This is a genomic window from Janthinobacterium sp. P210006 (genome assembly GCF_036231885.1).
Classification (GTDB): Bacteria; Pseudomonadota; Gammaproteobacteria; order Burkholderiales; family Burkholderiaceae_D; genus Janthinobacterium; species Janthinobacterium violaceinigrum.
Genome location: NZ_JAZARD010000004.1, coordinates 1 through 18,091 on the forward strand (window position 1 = coordinate 1; position 18,091 = coordinate 18,091).

Annotated in this window: 16 protein-coding genes, 1 rRNA gene and 1 pseudogene; 10 read left to right on the plus strand and 8 right to left on the minus strand. The window is 62.6% G+C overall.

Annotation, left to right across the window (positions count from 1 at the left end; translation table 11 throughout):
• Positions 1-588 (minus strand): 16S ribosomal RNA (locus VPH41_RS19730); the annotation flags it as partial.
• Between the two features lie 379 nt (positions 589-967).
• A complete protein-coding gene (locus VPH41_RS19735; RefSeq protein WP_328571253.1) occupies positions 968-1,744 on the minus strand; it encodes an enoyl-CoA hydratase in 777 nt (258 codons plus the stop codon).
• A gap of 189 nt (positions 1,745-1,933) precedes the next feature.
• Between VPH41_RS19735 and VPH41_RS19740 the strand changes: the two genes are divergently transcribed.
• Complete coding sequence (locus VPH41_RS19740) at positions 1,934-3,127, plus strand: MFS transporter (RefSeq protein WP_328571254.1); 1,194 nt, start codon at positions 1,934-1,936, stop codon at positions 3,125-3,127.
• Between the two features lie 137 nt (positions 3,128-3,264).
• Positions 3,265-3,702 (plus strand): universal stress protein, encoded by a 438-nt coding sequence (locus VPH41_RS19745; protein ID WP_328571255.1) that lies wholly within the window; start codon positions 3,265-3,267, stop codon positions 3,700-3,702.
• Between the two features lie 113 nt (positions 3,703-3,815).
• Here the strand turns inward: VPH41_RS19745 and mltA are convergent, their stop codons facing one another.
• Positions 3,816-5,054: a murein transglycosylase A gene (gene mltA, locus VPH41_RS19750; protein ID WP_328571256.1), complete on the minus strand. Its 1,239-nt coding sequence runs from the start codon at positions 5,052-5,054 to the stop codon at positions 3,816-3,818.
• A gap of 61 nt (positions 5,055-5,115) precedes the next feature.
• On the opposite strand from mltA, the gene VPH41_RS19755 reads away from it, so the two are divergent.
• Entirely contained in the window at positions 5,116-5,250 is a 135-nt protein-coding gene (locus tag VPH41_RS19755) for a hypothetical protein (protein WP_264372886.1), read from the plus strand.
• 22 nt (positions 5,251-5,272) lie between these two features.
• On the opposite strand, the gene apaG is transcribed toward VPH41_RS19755, so the two are convergent.
• On the minus strand, positions 5,273-5,647 hold the full coding sequence (gene apaG, locus VPH41_RS19760; protein ID WP_034753698.1) for a Co2+/Mg2+ efflux protein ApaG: 375 nt from the start codon (positions 5,645-5,647) through the stop codon (positions 5,273-5,275).
• Positions 5,648-5,811: 164 nt separating this feature from the next.
• Between apaG and rpe the strand changes: the two genes are divergently transcribed.
• The 7 genes and pseudogenes from rpe to VPH41_RS19795 all read left to right on the plus strand — a co-directional run bounded on the left by rpe (position 5,812) and on the right by VPH41_RS19795 (position 11,938).
• Positions 5,812-6,486 (plus strand): ribulose-phosphate 3-epimerase, encoded by a 675-nt coding sequence (rpe, locus tag VPH41_RS19765; RefSeq protein WP_077399332.1) that lies wholly within the window; start codon positions 5,812-5,814, stop codon positions 6,484-6,486.
• Complete coding sequence (locus VPH41_RS19770; RefSeq protein WP_287774226.1) at positions 6,486-7,190, plus strand: phosphoglycolate phosphatase; 705 nt, start codon at positions 6,486-6,488, stop codon at positions 7,188-7,190. The genes rpe and VPH41_RS19770 overlap by 1 nt, the downstream gene beginning before the upstream one ends.
• Before the next feature lie 269 nt (positions 7,191-7,459).
• Positions 7,460-8,860, plus strand: a pseudogene (gene trpE / locus VPH41_RS19775) (anthranilate synthase component I); the annotation flags it as partial.
• Between the two features lie 97 nt (positions 8,861-8,957).
• Positions 8,958-9,521 carry an aminodeoxychorismate/anthranilate synthase component II gene (locus tag VPH41_RS19780; RefSeq protein WP_152283959.1) on the plus strand — a complete coding sequence of 188 codons (564 nt, stop codon included), beginning with the start codon at positions 8,958-8,960 and terminating at the stop codon, positions 9,519-9,521.
• 65 nt (positions 9,522-9,586) lie between these two features.
• The gene (trpD, locus tag VPH41_RS19785; protein WP_328571258.1) at positions 9,587-10,630 is read left to right on the plus strand and encodes an anthranilate phosphoribosyltransferase; all 1,044 of its coding nucleotides are present in this window, start codon (positions 9,587-9,589) and stop codon (positions 10,628-10,630) included.
• A 34-nt stretch (positions 10,631-10,664) separates the two neighbouring features.
• Positions 10,665-11,465, plus strand: coding sequence for an indole-3-glycerol phosphate synthase TrpC (gene trpC, locus VPH41_RS19790; protein WP_328571259.1), 801 nt, complete (start codon positions 10,665-10,667; stop codon positions 11,463-11,465).
• A 20-nt stretch (positions 11,466-11,485) separates the two neighbouring features.
• On the plus strand, positions 11,486-11,938 hold the full coding sequence (locus tag VPH41_RS19795; RefSeq protein ID WP_328571260.1) for a hypothetical protein: 453 nt from the start codon (positions 11,486-11,488) through the stop codon (positions 11,936-11,938).
• Here the strand turns inward: VPH41_RS19795 and VPH41_RS19800 are convergent.
• The 4 genes from VPH41_RS19800 to VPH41_RS19815 form a co-directional block, all read right to left on the minus strand.
• Positions 11,889-13,058, minus strand: a complete 1,170-nt coding sequence (locus VPH41_RS19800) for a GGDEF domain-containing protein (RefSeq protein ID WP_328571261.1) — start codon at positions 13,056-13,058, stop codon at positions 11,889-11,891. The genes VPH41_RS19795 and VPH41_RS19800 overlap by 50 nt on opposite strands.
• A 221-nt stretch (positions 13,059-13,279) precedes the next feature.
• A complete protein-coding gene (locus tag VPH41_RS19805) occupies positions 13,280-15,178 on the minus strand; it encodes a M61 family metallopeptidase (protein WP_328571262.1) in 1,899 nt (632 codons plus the stop codon).
• Positions 15,179-15,226: 48 nt separating this feature from the next.
• Positions 15,227-15,805, minus strand: coding sequence for a nucleotidyltransferase family protein (locus tag VPH41_RS19810; protein WP_328571263.1), 579 nt, complete (start codon positions 15,803-15,805; stop codon positions 15,227-15,229).
• A gap of 13 nt (positions 15,806-15,818) precedes the next feature.
• Positions 15,819-18,083, minus strand: coding sequence for a xanthine dehydrogenase family protein molybdopterin-binding subunit (locus tag VPH41_RS19815; RefSeq protein ID WP_328571264.1), 2,265 nt, complete (start codon positions 18,081-18,083; stop codon positions 15,819-15,821).
• Positions 18,084-18,091: the final 8 nt, after the last annotated feature.

The window sequence follows — 18,091 nt, forward strand, 5'->3', positions numbered from 1 at the left end:
ACAAAACCGCCTGCGCACGCTTTACGCCCAGTAATTCCGATTAACGCTTGCACCCTACGTATTACCGCGGCTGCTGGCACGTAGTTAGCCGGTGCTTATTCTTCAGGTACCGTCATTAGCAAGAGATATTAGCCCTCACCGTTTCTTCCCTGACAAAAGAGCTTTACAACCCGAAGGCCTTCTTCACTCACGCGGCATTGCTGGATCAGGCTTTCGCCCATTGTCCAAAATTCCCCACTGCTGCCTCCCGTAGGAGTCTGGACCGTGTCTCAGTTCCAGTGTGGCTGGTCGTCCTCTCAGACCAGCTACTGATCGATGCCTTGGTAGGCTTTTACCCTACCAACTAGCTAATCAGATATCGGCCGCTCCACGAGCATGAGGTCTTGCGATCCCCCACTTTCATCCTTAGATCGTATGCGGTATTAGCGTAACTTTCGCTACGTTATCCCCCACTCCAGGGTACGTTCCGATATATTACTCACCCGTTCGCCACTCGCCACCAGAGCAAGCTCCGTGCTGCCGTTCGACTTGCATGTGTAAGGCATGCCGCCAGCGTTCAATCTGAGCCAGGATCAAACTCTTCAGTTTAATCTCTGTTACTTTGCCCTTTTACAGGCACCATCATTACTGATGGGTCGCTCACTCAAAAAACTGACAGGCCACTACTTGCGTAGCGCCTATTTCATTATTTCTTGTGAACATTTGATATTTTAAGTATTACAGCAATCCGAAGATTACTGCTGCACTGACATCAAATGCCCACACTTATCGACTGTTAATTGTTAAAGAACTGTATTCGGTACTGCTTTCGCGCTATCGACAAAGCGTTGTGTTTGTCAGCTGCGAAGAAGGAAGAGTATGAAGCGTTTTCAGCATTTCGTCAACCTTCTTTTTCGCCGTTTGCTACTGCATCCGGCTCCCTCTGTTTCGCTAAAACCACTGCGTTGCATCGGGGAGGCGAATCATATCAAAGACCGTCGAAGTTTGGCAAGCGCTTTTCCAGGAAAGCGTGCATGCCTTCTTTTTGCGCAGGCGTACCAAAGGCCGCCTGGAATAAACGGCGCTCGTAGGCAACACCATCGGTCAAGGTCGTTTCAAACGCGCGGTTGACGCAATCCTTGATCATCATGGCCACCGAGATCGGCATGGCGGCGATGGTCTTGGCGGCAGCCAGGGTTTCTTCCAGTAATTTATCGGCCGGCACCACGCGCGACACCAGGCCGATGCGTTCCGCTTCCGCTGCGTCGATGGTGCGCGCCGTCAGCAGCAGGTCCATGGCCTTGGCCTTGCCGATGGCGCGCGGCAAGCGCTGCGTACCGCCCGCACCCGGCGTGACGCCGACCTTGATTTCCGGCTGGCCGAATTTGGCGCTGTCGGCAGCGATCAGGAAATCGCACATCATGGCCAGTTCGCAGCCGCCGCCCAGCGCGTAGCCAGCTACGGCGCCCACCACGGGTTTGCGCACGCGCAAGATATGTTCCCAATTGCGGCTGATGTAGCCCTGGGTAAAGGTGTCCGGGTAAGTGTAGTCGGCCATGGCGGCAATGTCGGCGCCGGCGGCAAACGCTTTTTCGCCGCCCGTGAGCACGATACAGCCGATATTGTCGTCGGCGTCGAACTTCAGCAAGGCGTCGCCCAGCTCATTCATCATGTTGTCGTTCAAGGCGTTGAGCGCCTTCGGGCGGTTCAGGCGGATGACCGCCACTTTGTCCTGGATTTCGATGATCAGGTCTTCGTATTGCATATAGTCTCCTCTGGATGAACACGGTAGCGACGATTGTAGCGGCTAACGGCAGCGGCGCGGCAGGTGCGCTGCTATTATTGTGAGCCTGATCATTTTCATATCGAGCAAGATATTTTCTCTTCATTCTTCCAGCATTGCGTCCGCTACCTGCGCGGCGACGGCAGCGCCGCCAGCGCCAATTTTCGCCGCTTGTGGTTCAGCAACGGCCTCAATTGCTTCGGCGCCCAGATCACCTCGCTGGCCCTGCCCCTGTGCGCCGTGCTGTTGCTGCATGCGACGCCGGAACAGATGGGCGTCCTGGTCGCCCTGCAGGCGCTGCCGTTCGCCCTGTTCGGCTTGCCCGTCGGCGTACTGCTGGACCGGCGCAGCAAACACCCGATCATGCTGTTCAGCGAAAGCATGTCGGGCCTGGCCCTGGCCAGCGTGGCCGTGGCCTATTGGTGCGGCGTGCTGTCCATGCCCTGGTTATATATAGTGGGCTTCATTATCGGCACGGGCTTCGTCGTCGGCGGCGGCGCCGAACAAGTCTTTCTGACCTTCCTGGTGGGACGTGATGGCTTGATCGATGCGCAATCGAAATTTGCTGCTACCGAATCGGCATCACGCCTGATCGGTCCCGGCCTGGCTGGCGTGCTGGTACAAGTCTTGTCGGCACCGGTCGCCATCCTGTGCACGGCCTGCGGCTACCTGGTTTCCGTCTTCAATTTGCGCGCCATGAGCGTGCGCGACCCGCGACCCGCGCCGTCCGACAAACACGCCCTGCGCGACATCGCCGACGGCTTGCTATTTGTCTGGCGTGAACCGCTGCTGCGCGCGCTGGCGTGGGGTGCCGGCATCTGGCATTTCCTGTTTTACGCCAGCATGGCCTTGACGGTACTGTTTGCCACGCGCGACCTGGGCATGAGCCCCGGCGTACTGGGCATGACGCAGATGCTCGGTGGCGCCGGCGTCTTGCTCAGCGCCTTCATCGTCAAGCCGCTGACGAAGCGCTACGGCGCCGGCCGCACCATCCTGATCGGGCTGGCGTCGACTTCCGTGTGCTTTGCCCTGACGCCCACCATCCCCGCCGCCCTGTTCGGCAGCGCAGCCGCCAGCGCCGTGGCCTATGCCGTGCTGATGTTCTTTTTCGATTGCGGCGTGATGCTGTTCTTTATTCCCTACCTGGGCTTGCGCCAGAAAGTCACGCCCGACCCCATGCTGGGCCGCATGACTTCGACCATGCGCTTCCTGACGGTGGCAACGGCGCCGCTGGGCGCGCTGGCCGCCGGCTGGATCGCGGAACACTTTGGCGTGCGCAATGGCCTGGCCTGCATCGCGGCCGGCAGCATCCTGTTGACGGTGGCCATGGTGTGGGGCACGCCGCTGCGTAGCGTGCGCACCTGAAGCAATGAACGGGCATACACTGCTGAAAGATTGCCTTGGCGACACTATTCACGCCAAAGCTTGCGAGGTTTGATTTACATCAAGGTTTTAATTAATGTAAATCCATAAGCTGTCTTACATCACTTGAGGAGCACGCTATGTTTAACACCATCTTATTTCCCACCGACGGTTCGCCGTTGTCCGACAAAGCGGCCGAGACCGCCCTCGCCTTCGCCCAATTAAACAAGGCCAAGCTGGTCGCCATCAGCGTGGTGCAACCGTTCCCGTTCTCGCCGATGGCCGATGGCGGCATCGTGCTCGACGCCGGCCTGTACGAGCAACAGATGCAGGAAGCCTCGCAGCGCGCCATCGACAAGATCGGCGAAGCGGCGCGCGCCGCCGGCGTCCCCTTTGAAGGCGTGGTGGCCGTCTCGCCCAGCCCGCACGAGGAAATCGTGAATGCGGCGCAAACCTACCATTGCGACATCATCCTGATGGCCTCGCATGGCCGCAAGGGCTTGAACAAGCTGTTCGTGGGCAGCGAAACGCAAAAAGTGCTGGCGCATACCCATCTGCCAGTGATGGTCCTGCGCTGACACCTGAGCCAAGCAGCTGCGCGTCGCAGGACGCAACCCACTGCCGCGCGTAACGGTTTTGCCAGGTGTGATTCAGCAAGCGCCGACCTTGCCCCCGGCGGCGCCAGCATCGTCTAGCGCGCCGGCGCCTGCTTCGGCAACAACACCCACACGGCGCCGCTTTGTTTCATGCGGCCCGCATTCTCCGCCGCTTCCGCACCGAAACCAAAGAAGTAATCGACCCGGATGGGCCCGCGAATGGCGCCGCCCGTATCCTGCGCCATCACCAGGCGCTGCATGGGGATATCGCTGTTGGCTTGCGTGGTGGCCAGGAACACGGGCGCGCCCAGCGGCACGAAGCGCGAATCGATGGCCACCGAACGCTGCGGCGTCAACGGCACGCCCAGCGCCCCCTTCGGCCCCACCTTGGGATCGGGCAGGCGCTCTTCCTTGAAGAACACATAGCTGGGATTGGCGTTGAACAACTCATCCTTGCGCGTGGGATGGCCGGCGATCCACGCCTTGATGCCCTGCGCGGACGCCTGGCTCAAGGTCAGTTCGCCCTTGTCGACCAGGTAGCGGCCGATCGACTTGTACGGGTGGCCATTCTGGTCCGCGTACGCCACGCGCACGGTTTCCTGCGTATCGGTCAGTTGCACGCGCCCGGAGCCCTGCACTTGCAGGAAGAACGCCTCCACTTCGTCATCTACCCACAGCAATTCCTTGCCCGTGACGGACGTGGCGCGCTCGATGTCGGCGCGCGTGGCATACGGCACTACCTTCTTGCCCACCAACTTGCCCCGCAAGCGCATGTTCTTCAGTTCCGGATACACGCCGGCCAGGTCTACCGTGACAAGATCGTCGGGCACCTTGTACAGCGGCGTCTGGTATGGCCCGCCGCGCTTGCGCGCGCCATGCAGCAATGGCTCGTAATAACCGGTCACCAGTCCAGTATTGGCGCCATCGGCAGCCACCACTTGATTTGGCACAAAGAACGTTTCGAAAAACAGACGGATGGCCTTGTCGCTGTCGGCATTCACCTGGCGCGCGATGGTGCACGATTCTTTCCAGTCAGGACGCTTGACCAGCACGCCGCACGAAGCCATGAAGGCGGGCCAGGCCGCGCGCATGTCATCGCGGGCCCAGCCAGGCAAGGCGGCGAACTTGGCGGGCACGAAGGTGGGGGCGGCCGCATCCGTGGCGTCCTTGGTCTCCTTGACATCGGCCGGCTTGGCCGGCACGGGCTTGACGACGGTCGGGGCTATCGCGGGCGCCTTGTCGCCGGCAGCGCCGGGCGCTACCGGTGGCGTGGTACAGGCAGAAAGAGCAAGCGCGACGGCACTGACTGAAACGAGTAGACTACCGCGTGTCAATAAACGACGGTTCAATAATAAGCTGCGGGTAAATAACATAGGGGTGCGTATGTGGATCTTGATGATAGAAGCGCTGGTGGCGTTCTTCTTGCTGGCATTTATAGTCTGGTGGACCATGTATTCGGGCAAGAAGCCCGCACCACCGGCGCGCAAACAGCTCAGCGAAGAACAGGACAGCGCCGAAAAACTGAAATAAGGGGCGCAAGGCCCCCACTTCCTTAATGCAGGGTGCGCGGCACCGACAGCACGAACTCGGGAATCGGCGCTTCGAACTGATGGCCATCTTCGGCCACACAAAAGTATTCGCCGTGCATCGAACCTTGCGGCGTGCCCAGCATGGTGCCGCTCGTGTATTCGAACTGTTCGCCCGGCTGCAGCAGCGGCTGGTGGCCGACGGCACCCAGGCCGCGCACCTCTTCCACCTTGTTGTTCGCATCCGTGATGACCCAGTGGCGCGAAATGAGCTGCGCGCCAGCCGTGCCCGTGTTGACGACGCGGATCGTGTAGCTGAACACGTGCCGCCCCTGGTCCGGTGCCGATTGCTCGGGCAGATATTGCGTCTTGACCGTTACTGTAAATTCATAAGTCGCCATCGTCATTCCTATTCAGACATTACCAGTCGTGTGTGTCGCGCGCGCCGCATGGGCCATCGCGCGCCGCGTATTCGGTGTTTCACTATGCTTCAATAAGGCATGGTAACGGCGTCAAGCGTAAAATAGCGCATCTTCGCATTTTCTACTCTTAGCCTTTAGCCACCATGACAACATTCCGTATTGCTCCCAGCATCCTGTCCGCCGACTTTGCCCGCCTGGGCGAGGAAGTGCGCAACGTCGTCACTGCCGGCGCCGACATCATCCACTTCGACGTGATGGATAACCATTATGTGCCGAACCTGACCATCGGCCCGCTGGTGTGCGAAGCGATCCGCCCGCACGTGCAAGTGCCCATCGACGTGCATCTGATGGTCAAGCCTGTCGATCGCATTATCCCGGATTTCGCCAAGGCTGGCGCGAACATCATCACCTTCCACCCGGAAGCGTCGGATCACGTCGACCGTTCGCTGCAGCTGATCCGCGACAATGGCTGCAAATCGGGCCTGGTTTTCAACCCGGGCACGCCGCTGCACTACCTGGAACACGTGATGGACAAGATCGACATCATCCTGATCATGTCGGTCAACCCGGGCTTTGGCGGCCAGTCCTTCATCCCGCAAGCGCTGAAGAAAATCGCCGAAGCGCGCCGCATGATCGACGAGTCGGGCCGTGACATCATGCTGGAAGTCGACGGCGGCATCAAGATCGACAACATCGCTGCCGCCGCCGCTGCCGGCGCCGACACCTTCGTCGCCGGCTCGGCCATCTTCGGCAAGCCGGACTACAAGGCCGTCATCGACGCCATGCGCGCCGAATTGGCCAAGACGGTGGGCAACTGATGCAGGCGGGCACGGTAAAGCAACACGTGCTGGCCGGCGTGCGCGCCGCCATCATCGACCTCGATGGCACGATGCTCGACACCGTGCCCGATTTCCATGTCGCCATCAACGGCATGCGCGCCGAGTTCGACCTGGCGCCCATCAGTGCCGAGGCCATCAAGCTGATGGTGGGCAAGGGTTCGGAAAACCTGATCCGTACCGTGCTGGCCCTCGACTTCGACGCGGCCGGCGTGGAACAGCGCTTCGAACAGGCGATGGACGCCTATCAGCGCCACTACCTGGCCATCAACGGCCAGTTCAGCACCCTGTACCCGGACGTGGAAGCGGGCCTGGCGGCAATGAAGGCGGCGGGCCTGCGCCTGGCCTGCGTCACCAACAAGCCGATCGCCTTCGCCCTGCCCCTGCTGAAACAAAAAAACCTGGACGGCTATTTCGAGATCGTCTACGGCGGCGATTCGCTGCCGCAGAAAAAACCGCATCCCATGCCGCTGCTGCAAGTGTGTGCGGACTTCGACCTGGCACCCGCCAAAGTGGTGGCCATCGGCGACTCCTCGAATGACGCGCAAGCGGCCCGGGCTGCGGCTTGTCCCGTATTGACGGTACCGTATGGCTACAATCACGGACACTCTATACACGATACCGATTCCGATGGTATAGTAAATACGCTGCTCGAAGCGGCCCAATTTATTAGCATGCAAAACTAACCGGCATACTGACCAAACCCACCACCATATCGTGAACACGTTTCTCATCAAAAAACACAATGTCACCCAAACCGGCTCGATTGAGGCCTGGCTTTGGCGACGCTGGCAATCCTGGCAGGCTTAAGGGCCGAGCCGTTACGATTGCTGCCGGTTGCACACGCGTCCTTTGCGCATTTTGCGCAAGTTGCATGCCCCGGCAAGTTTTTTGATAACCCACCGCAGGGTTTGTGCACTATGCGCACACGCACCCTGACGGCATGGAGAGAAACATGACCGAACTCGAATTCAAATCGCTGGCCCAGCAAGGCTACAACCGCATCCCCCTGATCGCCGAAGCATTCGCCGACCTGGAAACCCCTCTCACGCTGTACCTGAAACTGGCGCAGACCCAGCAAGGCGGCAAGAACACCTTCCTGCTCGAATCCGTCGTCGGCGGCGAGCGTTTCGGCCGCTATTCCTTCATCGGCTTGCCCGCCACCACCGTGCTGCGCAGCTATGGCAAACGCACGGAAATCGTCAAGAACGGCGCCGTGATCGAAGAACACGAAGGCAATCCGCTCGACTTCATCGAGCAGTACCAGTCGCGCTTCAAGGTGGCCCTGCGCCCCGGCATGCCCCGCTTCTGCGGCGGCCTGGCCGGCTACTTCGGCTACGACACGGTGCGCCACATCGAGAAAAAACTCGCCGGCGGCGCGCCGAAGGATGATCTGAACCTGCCCGACATCCAGCTGATGGTGACGGAAGAACTGGCCGTCATCGACAACCTGTCCGGCAAGCTGTACCTGATCGTCTACGCCGACACCACGCAGCCCGAGTCGTTTTCGAAATCGCAGCAGCGCCTGAAGGACTTGCGCATGATGCTGCGCCGCGGCGTCGATGCGCCCGTCACCAGCGCTTCCGTGCGCACGGAAACCATCCGCGATTTTTCCAAGGAAGACTACCTGAAGGCGGTTGCCAAGGCGCATGAATACGTGATGGCCGGCGACCTGATGCAGGTGCAGATCGGCCAGCGCATCCGTAAACCTTACGTCGATTCGCCGCTGACACTGTACCGCGCTTTGCGCTCGCTCAACCCGTCCCCGTATATGTACTTCTATAATTTCGGCGACATGCAGATCATCGGCGCTTCGCCCGAAATCCTGGTGCGCAACGAAACGACGGCGGGCGGCGGCAAGAAAGTCACCTTGCGTCCGATCGCCGGCACCCGTCCGCGCGGCGCCACGCCAGAGCGCGACGCCGAACTGTCGGCCGAGCTGCTGGCCGATCCGAAAGAGATCGCCGAACACGTGATGCTGATCGACCTGGCGCGCAACGACATCGGCCGCATCGCCGAAACGGGCAGCGTGCAAGTCACCGACCGCATGGTCATCGAGAAATACTCGCACGTGCAGCACATCGTCTCGAACGTGGAAGGCAGCCTGAAGGAAGGCTTGTCGAACCTGGACGTGCTGCGCGCGACCTTCCCTGCCGGCACCCTGACGGGCGCGCCGAAAGTGCGCGCCATGGAAGTGGTCGACGAACTGGAAATCACCAAGCGCGGCATCTACGGCGGCGCCTGCGGCTACCTGTCGTTTGGCGGCGAAATGGATGTGGCGATCGCCATCCGCACGGGCGTGGTCAAGGACGGCATGCTGTACGTGCAGGCTGCGGCCGGCATCGTCGCCGACTCGATCCCCGAAATGGAATGGCAGGAAACCGAAAACAAGGCGCGCGCCGTGCTGCGCGCCGCCGAACAAGTGCAAGATGGCCTGGATGGAGGATTCTAAGATGCTGCTGATGATCGACAACTACGACTCCTTCACCTATAACATCGTGCAGTATTTCGGTGAACTGGGCGAAGACGTGCGGGTCTACCGCAACGATGAAATCACGATCGCGCAGATCGAGGCGCTGAACCCGGACCGCATCTGCATCTCGCCCGGCCCGAAAGCGCCGGCACAGGCGGGCATTTCGGTGGAAGTGCTCAAGCACTTCGCCGGCAAGAAGCCGATATTGGGCGTGTGCCTGGGCCACCAGGCCATCGGCGAAGCGTTTGGCGGCAACGTCATCCGCGCCAAGCAAGTCATGCATGGCAAGACTTCCCTCATCGCGCATACGGGCGTGGGCGTTTTCAAAGGCTTGCCCAGCCCCTTCACAGTGATCCGCTACCACTCTCTGGCGATCGAACGCGCCTCGCTGCCTTCCTGCCTGGAAGTGACAGCGTGGACGGACGACGGCGAAATCATGGGCGTGCGACACCGGGAATACGATATCGAGGGCGTGCAGTTCCACCCCGAATCGATCCTCTCGGAGCACGGCCACGCCCTGCTGAAGAACTTTCTCGAGCGCTGATTCCATGCGCACGCCACGGCGTGCCGTCAGTGTCCTCCTGCGCCATCATTGAAGAAGGAAGCATCATGCCGATCACCCCACAAGAAGCCCTGCTGCGCTGTATCGAACACCGCGAAATCTTTCACGACGAAATGCTGTACCTGTTCCGCCAGATCATGTCCGGCGAAATGTCGCCCACCATGATCGCCGCCCTGACCATGGGCTTGCGCGTGAAAAAGGAAACCATCGGCGAAATCGCCGCCGCCGCGCAAGTGATGCGCGAGTTTTCCACCAAGGTGCCCATGGCCGACACCACCAACCTGCTCGACATCGTCGGCACGGGCGGCGACGGCGCGCACACATTCAATATTTCCACCGCCTCCATGTTCGTGGCGGCGGCAGCCGGCGCGCGCGTGGCCAAGCATGGCGGGCGCAGCGTGTCGTCCTCGTCCGGCAGCGCCGACGTGCTCGACTCGCTGGGCGTCAACATCAATCTGCAGCCCGAGCAGATCGCCCAGTCGATCGCGCAGACGGGCATCGGCTTCATGTATGCGCCCAACCACCACGCGGCCATGAAGCATGCGGCCCCCGTGCGCCGCGAACTGGGCGTGCGCACGATTTTCAATATCCTGGGCCCGCTAACGAATCCGGCCGGCGCGCCGAATATCCTGATGGGCGTATTCCACGCCGACCTGGTCGGCATCCAGGTGCGCGTGCTGCAGCGCCTGGGCGCGCAGCATGCGATCGTCGTGTATGGCCGCGACAATATGGATGAAGTGTCGCTGGGCGCGGCCACCATGGTCGGTGAGCTGGTCAACGGCGAAATCCGCGAGTATGAAATCCATCCGGAAGATTTCGGCTTGCAGATGATCGCCAGCCGCAACCTGAAAGTGGCCGATTCCGTGGAATCGAAAGCCAAGATGATGGAAGCGCTGCGCGGCGAACCGGGCGCGGCCAGCGACATCGTTGCCCTGAACGCGGGCACGGCGCTGTATGCGGCCGGCGTGGCCAGCTCGATCGAAGATGGCCTGGCGCGCGCGCGCACGGCCGTCAGCTCGGGCGCCGCGCTGGCGAAACTCGAACAATTCGTGCAGGTGACGCAACAGCTGGGCACCCCGGCGCAAGCGTGAGCTCCCCGCCCTCCTTTATAGAATAGCGACCATCATGTCCGACATACTCGATAAAATCCTGGCCGTGAAGGCCGATGAAGTGGCCAAGGCCAAGGCCCGCCGCAGCCTGGCCAGCCTGCGCGGCGACGTGGAAAGCGACGGCGCCCTGCGCGACGGCCTGCGCGGTTTCGAAGCAAGCCTGCGCCAGCACATCGCCGCCGGCAAGCCCGGCATCATCGCCGAAGTGAAAAAGGCGTCGCCGTCGAAAGGCGTGATCCGCGCCGACTTCCGCCCTGCCGACATCGCCGCCAGCTATGCGGCGCATGGCGCGGCTTGCCTGTCCGTGCTGACGGACGAGCAGTTCTTCCAGGGTTCCGTGGCATACCTGCAGCAGGCGCGCGCCGCCTGCGCCATTCCCGTGCTGCGCAAGGACTTCATGGTCGACATGTACCAGATCTATGAAGCGCGGGCCATGGGCGCCGACTGCATCCTGCTGATCGTCGCAGCGCTCGACCATGGCCTGATGGCCGAGATGGAAGCGTGCGCCCACGAACTGGGCATGGGCGTGCTGATCGAAAGCCACGATGGCGAAGAGCTGACGGCGGCACTCAAGCTCAAGAGCGCGCTGGTCGGCATCAACAACCGCAACCTGCGCACCTTCGAGACCTCGCTCGACACCACCATCAATCTCCTGCCGCGCATCCCGCAAGACAAATTGATCATCACGGAATCGGGCATCCACAGCACGGCCGACGTGCAGCGCATGCGCGACGCGCACATCCACAGCTTCCTGGTGGGCGAAGCGTTCATGCGTGCGCCGGACCCCGGCGTGGAGCTGGAACGCCTGTTCAGTTAAACCGTGGTAGGCTGGCAACCATGAGACACGCGATCACCGTCCTTGCTGCCACCGTCCTGCTGTCGGCTTGCCAGCATGCACCTCCGCCCGCGGCGCAAGCGCCCCCACGCGCGCAGGCGGCGATACAGCTGGCCGCCAGCATCGATGCCTACAAGGCGCTGGTGGCGCAGCAGATCATGGCGGCCAACGGCGCCTACACGTTCAGCGGGAGCCTGCCGCCCATGCTGCCGGCCATCGTCGTGCTCGACCTGAGCGTGGGGCCCGACGGCGAGCTGAAAAGCGTGCATGTGCACCGCTCACGCGACAGCGAAGCATCGGCCGCGGCGCTGGCCGCCGTGCGGCGCGTGCCCACCCTCTTTCCGCCGGCCGCACACCTGATGCACAGCCGCGCCCGGACTTTCGATTTTTCCGAAACCTTCCTGTTCAACGAACAGTATCGATTCCAGCTGCGGACCTTGTCCGGTCCACAGTAAACGCGGCGGCATCGAATTCGATGCGGTCGCGGCCCCGCTCCTTGGCCAGGTACAGGGCCGCATCGGCGCGCGACAGTAATTCTTCCAGCCCCTCCATCACCGATGCCTGGCAAGCCACGCCGATGCTGACCGTACACGCCGGCAGACCCGCGTGATTGGGTTCATGCAGCAAGGCGCGGATGCGTTCGGCCACGCCCAGCGCATTTTGTGGCGGCATGTCCGGCATCAGCACGACGAACTCCTCGCCACCGAAACGCGCCACGCAGTCCGATTCGCGCAGGGCACCGCCAATGACGGTGGCCACATGCGCCAGCACCTGGTCGCCCACCGCGTGACCGTGGCGGTCATTGATCAATTTGAAGTAATCGAGGTCGATGCTGAGCAGTGTCAGCGGCAAGCGGTGGCGGCGCAGGTTGTCTATCTCGCGCGCATAGGCGTCGCCGAAGCCGCGCCGGTTCAGCACCTGCGTCAAGGGATCGTGGGTCGAGCGGCGCTCCAGTATCTGCTGCAGGCGGCGCGTCGCCACCGTCATGAAGCCCACCGTCAGCAGCAGCGCCATGAAATTGGCGACTGCCAGATAGATGCCGGCCGGCGTGCCGGCCACCGTCAGGTCCACGCTGGCGCCGCCATGCAGCAAGGCAGACACGCCACGCGCCAGCACCACGACAGCTTGCAGCAGCATCAGCGCGCCAAAGAAAAAGCTGGAAAAGTGGCGCTCGCCGTAGCGCCACACCAGCTGCACCTGGCGTGCATAAAACAGGAAGACCAGCAGGGAAAAGACCGTCACGCGCATCGAGAAATCGGGACGCACCAGCAGCCACCAGCCGCTGCCGGCGATGGCCAGGGAAAGTATCAGCAGATAGGCGCGGTGGCTGGGCGCCAGGCCATAGAATTTCTCCGTGCCCAGCATCGACAGGCCGATGCCGGCCACCAGCACCGCATTGGCCGCCAGCATGGACAATGCCGGTGGCAGCATCTCGCGGGTACCGAACAGCAGCGACGCGCACACCAGCAACAGCAAACCGGCCGCCCAATGCCCCAGTCCATGCACCTCGCGCCGGAAACTGCGATAGACCGAGAACATGACGATGCTCATCGCCCCGCACATCAGGGTCGTCATCAGCATAATCGTTCGAGGATCGAGGGTTTGCACGTCGGGCGCTATCTAAAAGAAGCAGTTCGGCAATTTTAGTTTAGTTAAAGAAAAATTAGTTCATTTGCGGTAAATATGATGACACCGCGCCGGCACCAGCCGCTTAGTTGCATTTGAGAAATTACAGCACCCAATAAAAAACCGGCCAGTGACGGCCGGTTCCTGGTCTTAGCGCATGAGCAGCAGCATCATGCGGCGCTCGGACGCTTCGGCCCCGCAGCTTTCTTTGGCGCCGGCAGCAAGCTCAGGCTGACGCCGGGCACGCGGTCGCCCTGCAATACGGCCGCAAACGTCATCAGCTCATCGCGGCGGAATGCGTGCACCGCCACCTTGGCGCCCACCGCATAGCGGCCCAGCAAGGTGTCCAGGTTGGCCGGGTTGCCCGTCACGCGCAAGCCATCGATGGCCACCAGCACGTCGCCCGCCGACAGGCCGGCCAGGTGTGCCGCGCCGCCCTGGTGCACCTGCGCCAGTTTGGCATCGTTGCCGTCGCGGCCCAGGTTGACGTCCAGGCAGGCTTTTTGCCCCTTGCGGGCATCGCTGTATTTCACGCCGAACGGTGCCAGCAGGCGCGCCAGCGGCACATCGTCCGTGCCGCGGATGTAGCGCTCGAAGAAAGGCTTCATGCGCGTGCCGGAAATCTCGTCGAACAGGGCTTCGACTTCGGCCGGCGTCACGCCGCGGCCTTTTCCTTCTCCCTTGCCCTTGTAGAAATCGCGGCCATAGCGCTGCCACAGCGCCTGCATCACGTCATCCAGCGATTTCTCGCCATTCGTCTTCGTGCGCAGGGTCAGGTCGAAGGCCAGCGCGATCAGCGAACCCTTGGTGTAGTAGCTGACGATGGCATTCGGCGCGTTTTCATCCTGGCGGTAGTACTTGCCCCAGGCGTCGAAGCTGGAATCGGCCACGCTCTGCTTGGTGCGGCCGCTGCCGCGCAAGACGCTGTTGACGGTCTTGCCCAGCAGCTTGAAGTAGGCGTCCTCGTCGATCAGGCCCGCGCGCACCAGCATCAGGTCGTCGTAATAGCTGGTGAAGCCCTCGAACAGCCACAGCAGCGGCGAGTAGCTTTCCGCCTGCAGGTTGTACGGCGCGAACGCGGCCGGCTTGATGCGCTTGACGTTCCAGGTATGGAAGTACTCGTGACTGCACAGGCCCAGGAATTTCAGGTAGCCGTCGCCGATTTCCGTGCTGGTCGACGCCGTCGTCGGCAGGTCGGCGCGCGCGCAGATCAGGGCCGTCGAGGCGCGGTGTTCCAGGCCGCCATAACCGTCGCCGACGGCCATGGTCATGAATACATAGCGGTCCATCGGCGCTTTTTTTGTCTTCGGCTCGAAGAAGGCGATCTGCGTTTCGCAGATGGCTTTCAGGTCGCGGCACAAGCGGTCCAGATCCAGGTTCGGCACCTTGCCCGTGACGACGATATCGTGCGGCACGCCATGCGCAGTGAAAGTGGCCAGCGCGAAGTCGCCCATTTCCACCGGGTGGTCGATCAGCTCATCGTAGTTGGCGGCCTGGTAGCTGCCGAAGCCATAGCGCTTCGCTTTCAGTTCCGGCAGGGTGGTGGCGACTCTCCAGGTCTTGCAGGCCGCATCCTTCGGCTGCACGATGTGCACTTCGTGCGCATCGGATTCCTGGCCCAGCACGCGCAGGAACACGCTGGTGCCGTTGAAGAAGCCGTGATTCTGGTCCAGGTGCGCGGCGCGCACGGACAAATCCCAGGCGTAGACGTCGTATTCGACCGTCAGGGCGCCCGTGCACGGGGCGGCTTGCCACGAATGCTTGTCCAGCTTGGTCAGCGCCACGGCCTTGCCCTGGGACTCGGCGCGGATGCTGACGATATTGCGCGAAAATTCGCGGATCATGTAGCTGCCCGGGATCCAGGCCGGCAAGGACAAGACCTGGCCGATGGCGGCCGGCGCCTTGACCGTCAGGGTGACCTTGAACATGTGGCCCGCCAGGTCCGCGGCGGCGATGCTGTAGATGATGCCGGCGGCCGGTGTGGTTTTCACTGCGGTTTTCGCCGCGGCTTTGCTTGTGGCTTTGCCGCTCGCCTTGGCGATGATTTTCTTAGTCGGTGCTTTCTTCATGTTTTCCTCGTGTCTGGCCTGTCTTCCCGGGAGCGCCACTGCCCCGCCTTACAAATCGTCAGGTGTATCAATATCGCGCAAGATGCCGCTGTCGTCCACTGTCACGTCGCATACGGCATGGCTGTTGACGATGCTGCGCGCACCCTGGTCGCCATCGAGCGCCAGCAGCAGCGGCAAGTGAAAGGCGCTGAACGCGACCGGATTGCCGCGCCGGCCCTGGAACACGGGCACGGCGATGCGCGCGCCATCGCCGATGGCTTGCGACAAGGCGGCGATTGTAGCCGCTTCCACCCAAGGCATGTCGCCCAGCGCGATCAGCCAGCCCGGCGCGCCGCGCACGTAATCGATGGCGCAGGTGAGCGAGGCTGCCATGCCCGTGTCGGCATCATGGCAGACGCGCACTTCGCAGCCCAGCGCGCCAAGCACGCGCGCCACCTGCGTGTCGTCGGCGCGCACCACGGCCAGCACGCGCGGCAAGGCGGCCAGCATGTTCGTGGCGGCGGCCGCCACCACCGGCAAGCCCGCGTGCGGGCCTTCCGTCAAAGGCTGCAATAATTTGTTCTGCACGCCGGAAGGGTCGAACCTGCGTCCCCTTCCGGCTGCCAGCAAGATGCCGACCGTGCTCAAAAGACCGCTGCCGTCATGCGGCCGCCAGGTCGAACGGCAGCTTGCGCAGGCGCTTGCCCGTCAGCGCGAACAGCGCGTTGGCAAACGCGGGCGCCAATGGCGGCACGCCCGGTTCGCCCATGCCGGTCGGCGCATCGCCCGAGGGCACCAGGTGCACCTCGATCACCGGCATGTCGGGCATGCGCGGCACGGGGTAGTCGCCAAAGTTCTGCTGCTCCACCACGCCATCCTTGAGCGTGATGGCGGCGCCGGGAATCGTCATGCCCAGCGCCATCAGCGCGGCGCCCTGCACTTGCGCCTCGATCGTCAGCGGATTGACGGCCAGGTTGCAATGCACGCCCGCCCACACCTGGTGCAGCTTGGGCGCGCCTTGCACCACCGAAGCCGTCACCACGTAGGCGACCACGGAATTGAACGATTCATGCATGGCCACGCCCCAGGCCTGCCCTTTCGGCAGCTTCTTCTTGCCATAGCCGGACTTGGCCACGGCCAGGTCCAGCGCGGCGATGTGGCGCGTATGCTTGGCGTCGATCAGCTGCTTGCGATAGGCGACGGGGTCCATCTTCGCCACGTGCGCCGCTTCGTCGATCAGGGTTTCCATGACAAAGGCCGTATGCGTCGAGCCGACGGAACGCCACCACAGCACGGGCACGTTCGCCTTGGCCGTGTGCACGGACAGCTTCATCGGCAAGGTGTACGGTTCGCCCATGCCTTCGACCATGGTGCCGTCGACGCCATTTTTCACCATGAAGGCTTCGAACGGCGTGCCGGCCATGATGGACTGGCCCACGATGGTGTGGTCCCAGGCGAGGATCTTCCCTTTGGCGTCCAGGCCGATCTGCGCGCGGTGCACATGCGACGGCCGGTAGTAGCCGCCCTTGATGTCGTCCTCGCGGCTCCACATCAGTTTTAATGGTCCGCTCTTGCCCGCCGCCCGCCAGGCCTTGGCGACGTTGACGGCTTCGACCACGTAGTCGGACGAGGGCACGGCGCGCCGGCCGAAGCCGCCGCCCGCCATCATCGTATGCAGGGTCACCTGCTCGGGTTTCAGGCCGGATGTGGCAGCGATGGCCGCCTGGTCGCCCGTCTGGAATTGCGAACCGACCCACATCGTGCATTTGTCGGCCTGCAGGTCGACCACGCAGTTGAGCGGCTCCATCGGCGCGTGCGCCAGGTAAGGAAATTCGTAGACGGCTTCGATTTTCTTCGGCGCCCGCGATAATCCCGAGACATCGAATGCGCGCGCCACCGTGCCCGGCGTTGTGGCCAGCGCCTTGAAGGCGGCCAGCTGCTTGTCGCTGCTGACCTTTTCCACGGCGCTGCTGTCCCACTCGATCACCAGCGCGTCGCGTCCCTGCTTCGCGGGCCAGTAGCCGTCGGCGATGACGGCCACGCCGCTGCCGCCACGGTCGGTCTTGACTTCCAGCACCTCCAGTACGCCCTTGATGGCTTTCGCCTTGCTGGCGTCGAACTTCGCCACCTTCGCGCCAAACACGGGCGGGCGCGCCACCATGGCCACTTTCGCGCCAGGCGGCTTGAAGTCGATGCCGAACTGCTGCTTGCCGGTGGACTTGGCTGCCGCGTCCAGGCGTTTCACGGGCTTGCCGATGAGGGCAAAGTCGCGCGGGTCCTTCAGCTTGACGGTGGCGGGCACCGGCTGGCGCATGGCCGCATCGGCAAACTCGCCATACGTCGCCTTCTGTCCGCCGGGGCCATACAGCACGCCCTTGGCGGCGCGCACCTGCTCGGGACTGACTTTCCACTGCGCGGCGGCGGCGCCCACCAGCATGGCGCGCGCCTTGGCGCCGATTTCGCGGTACTGCGTAAACGAATGGGCGATGCTGCCCGAACCGCCCGTCATCTGCATGCCGTAGGCAGCATCCTTGTACTGTTCGCCGGCCGGCGCCAGCGCGCCGTGCACCATGCTCCAGTCGGCGTCGAGCTCCTCGGCGATCAGCATGGGCAAGCTCGTTTGCACGCCCTGGCCGAATTCCAGCCGGTTCACCTGCACCGTCACCGTGTTATCGGGGGCGATGTGCAAGAAGGCGTTTGGCGCATACACGGGCTTGGCGGGGGCGCTATCGGCGGCCATGGCCAGCTTGCCTGCGCCCGGCAGGAAGAAGCCCAGCATCAGGCCTCCGCCGGCCACCGCGCCCGCCTTCATGAAACCGCGCCGCGAGACGCCGTCGGCCACGCCCGGCGAAGCCGATGCCAGCGCCGCGCCCAGGGTCACCCCGCCATGCTGCAATGCTTCCTGATTCAACCATTCGATACGCATGTCGCTCT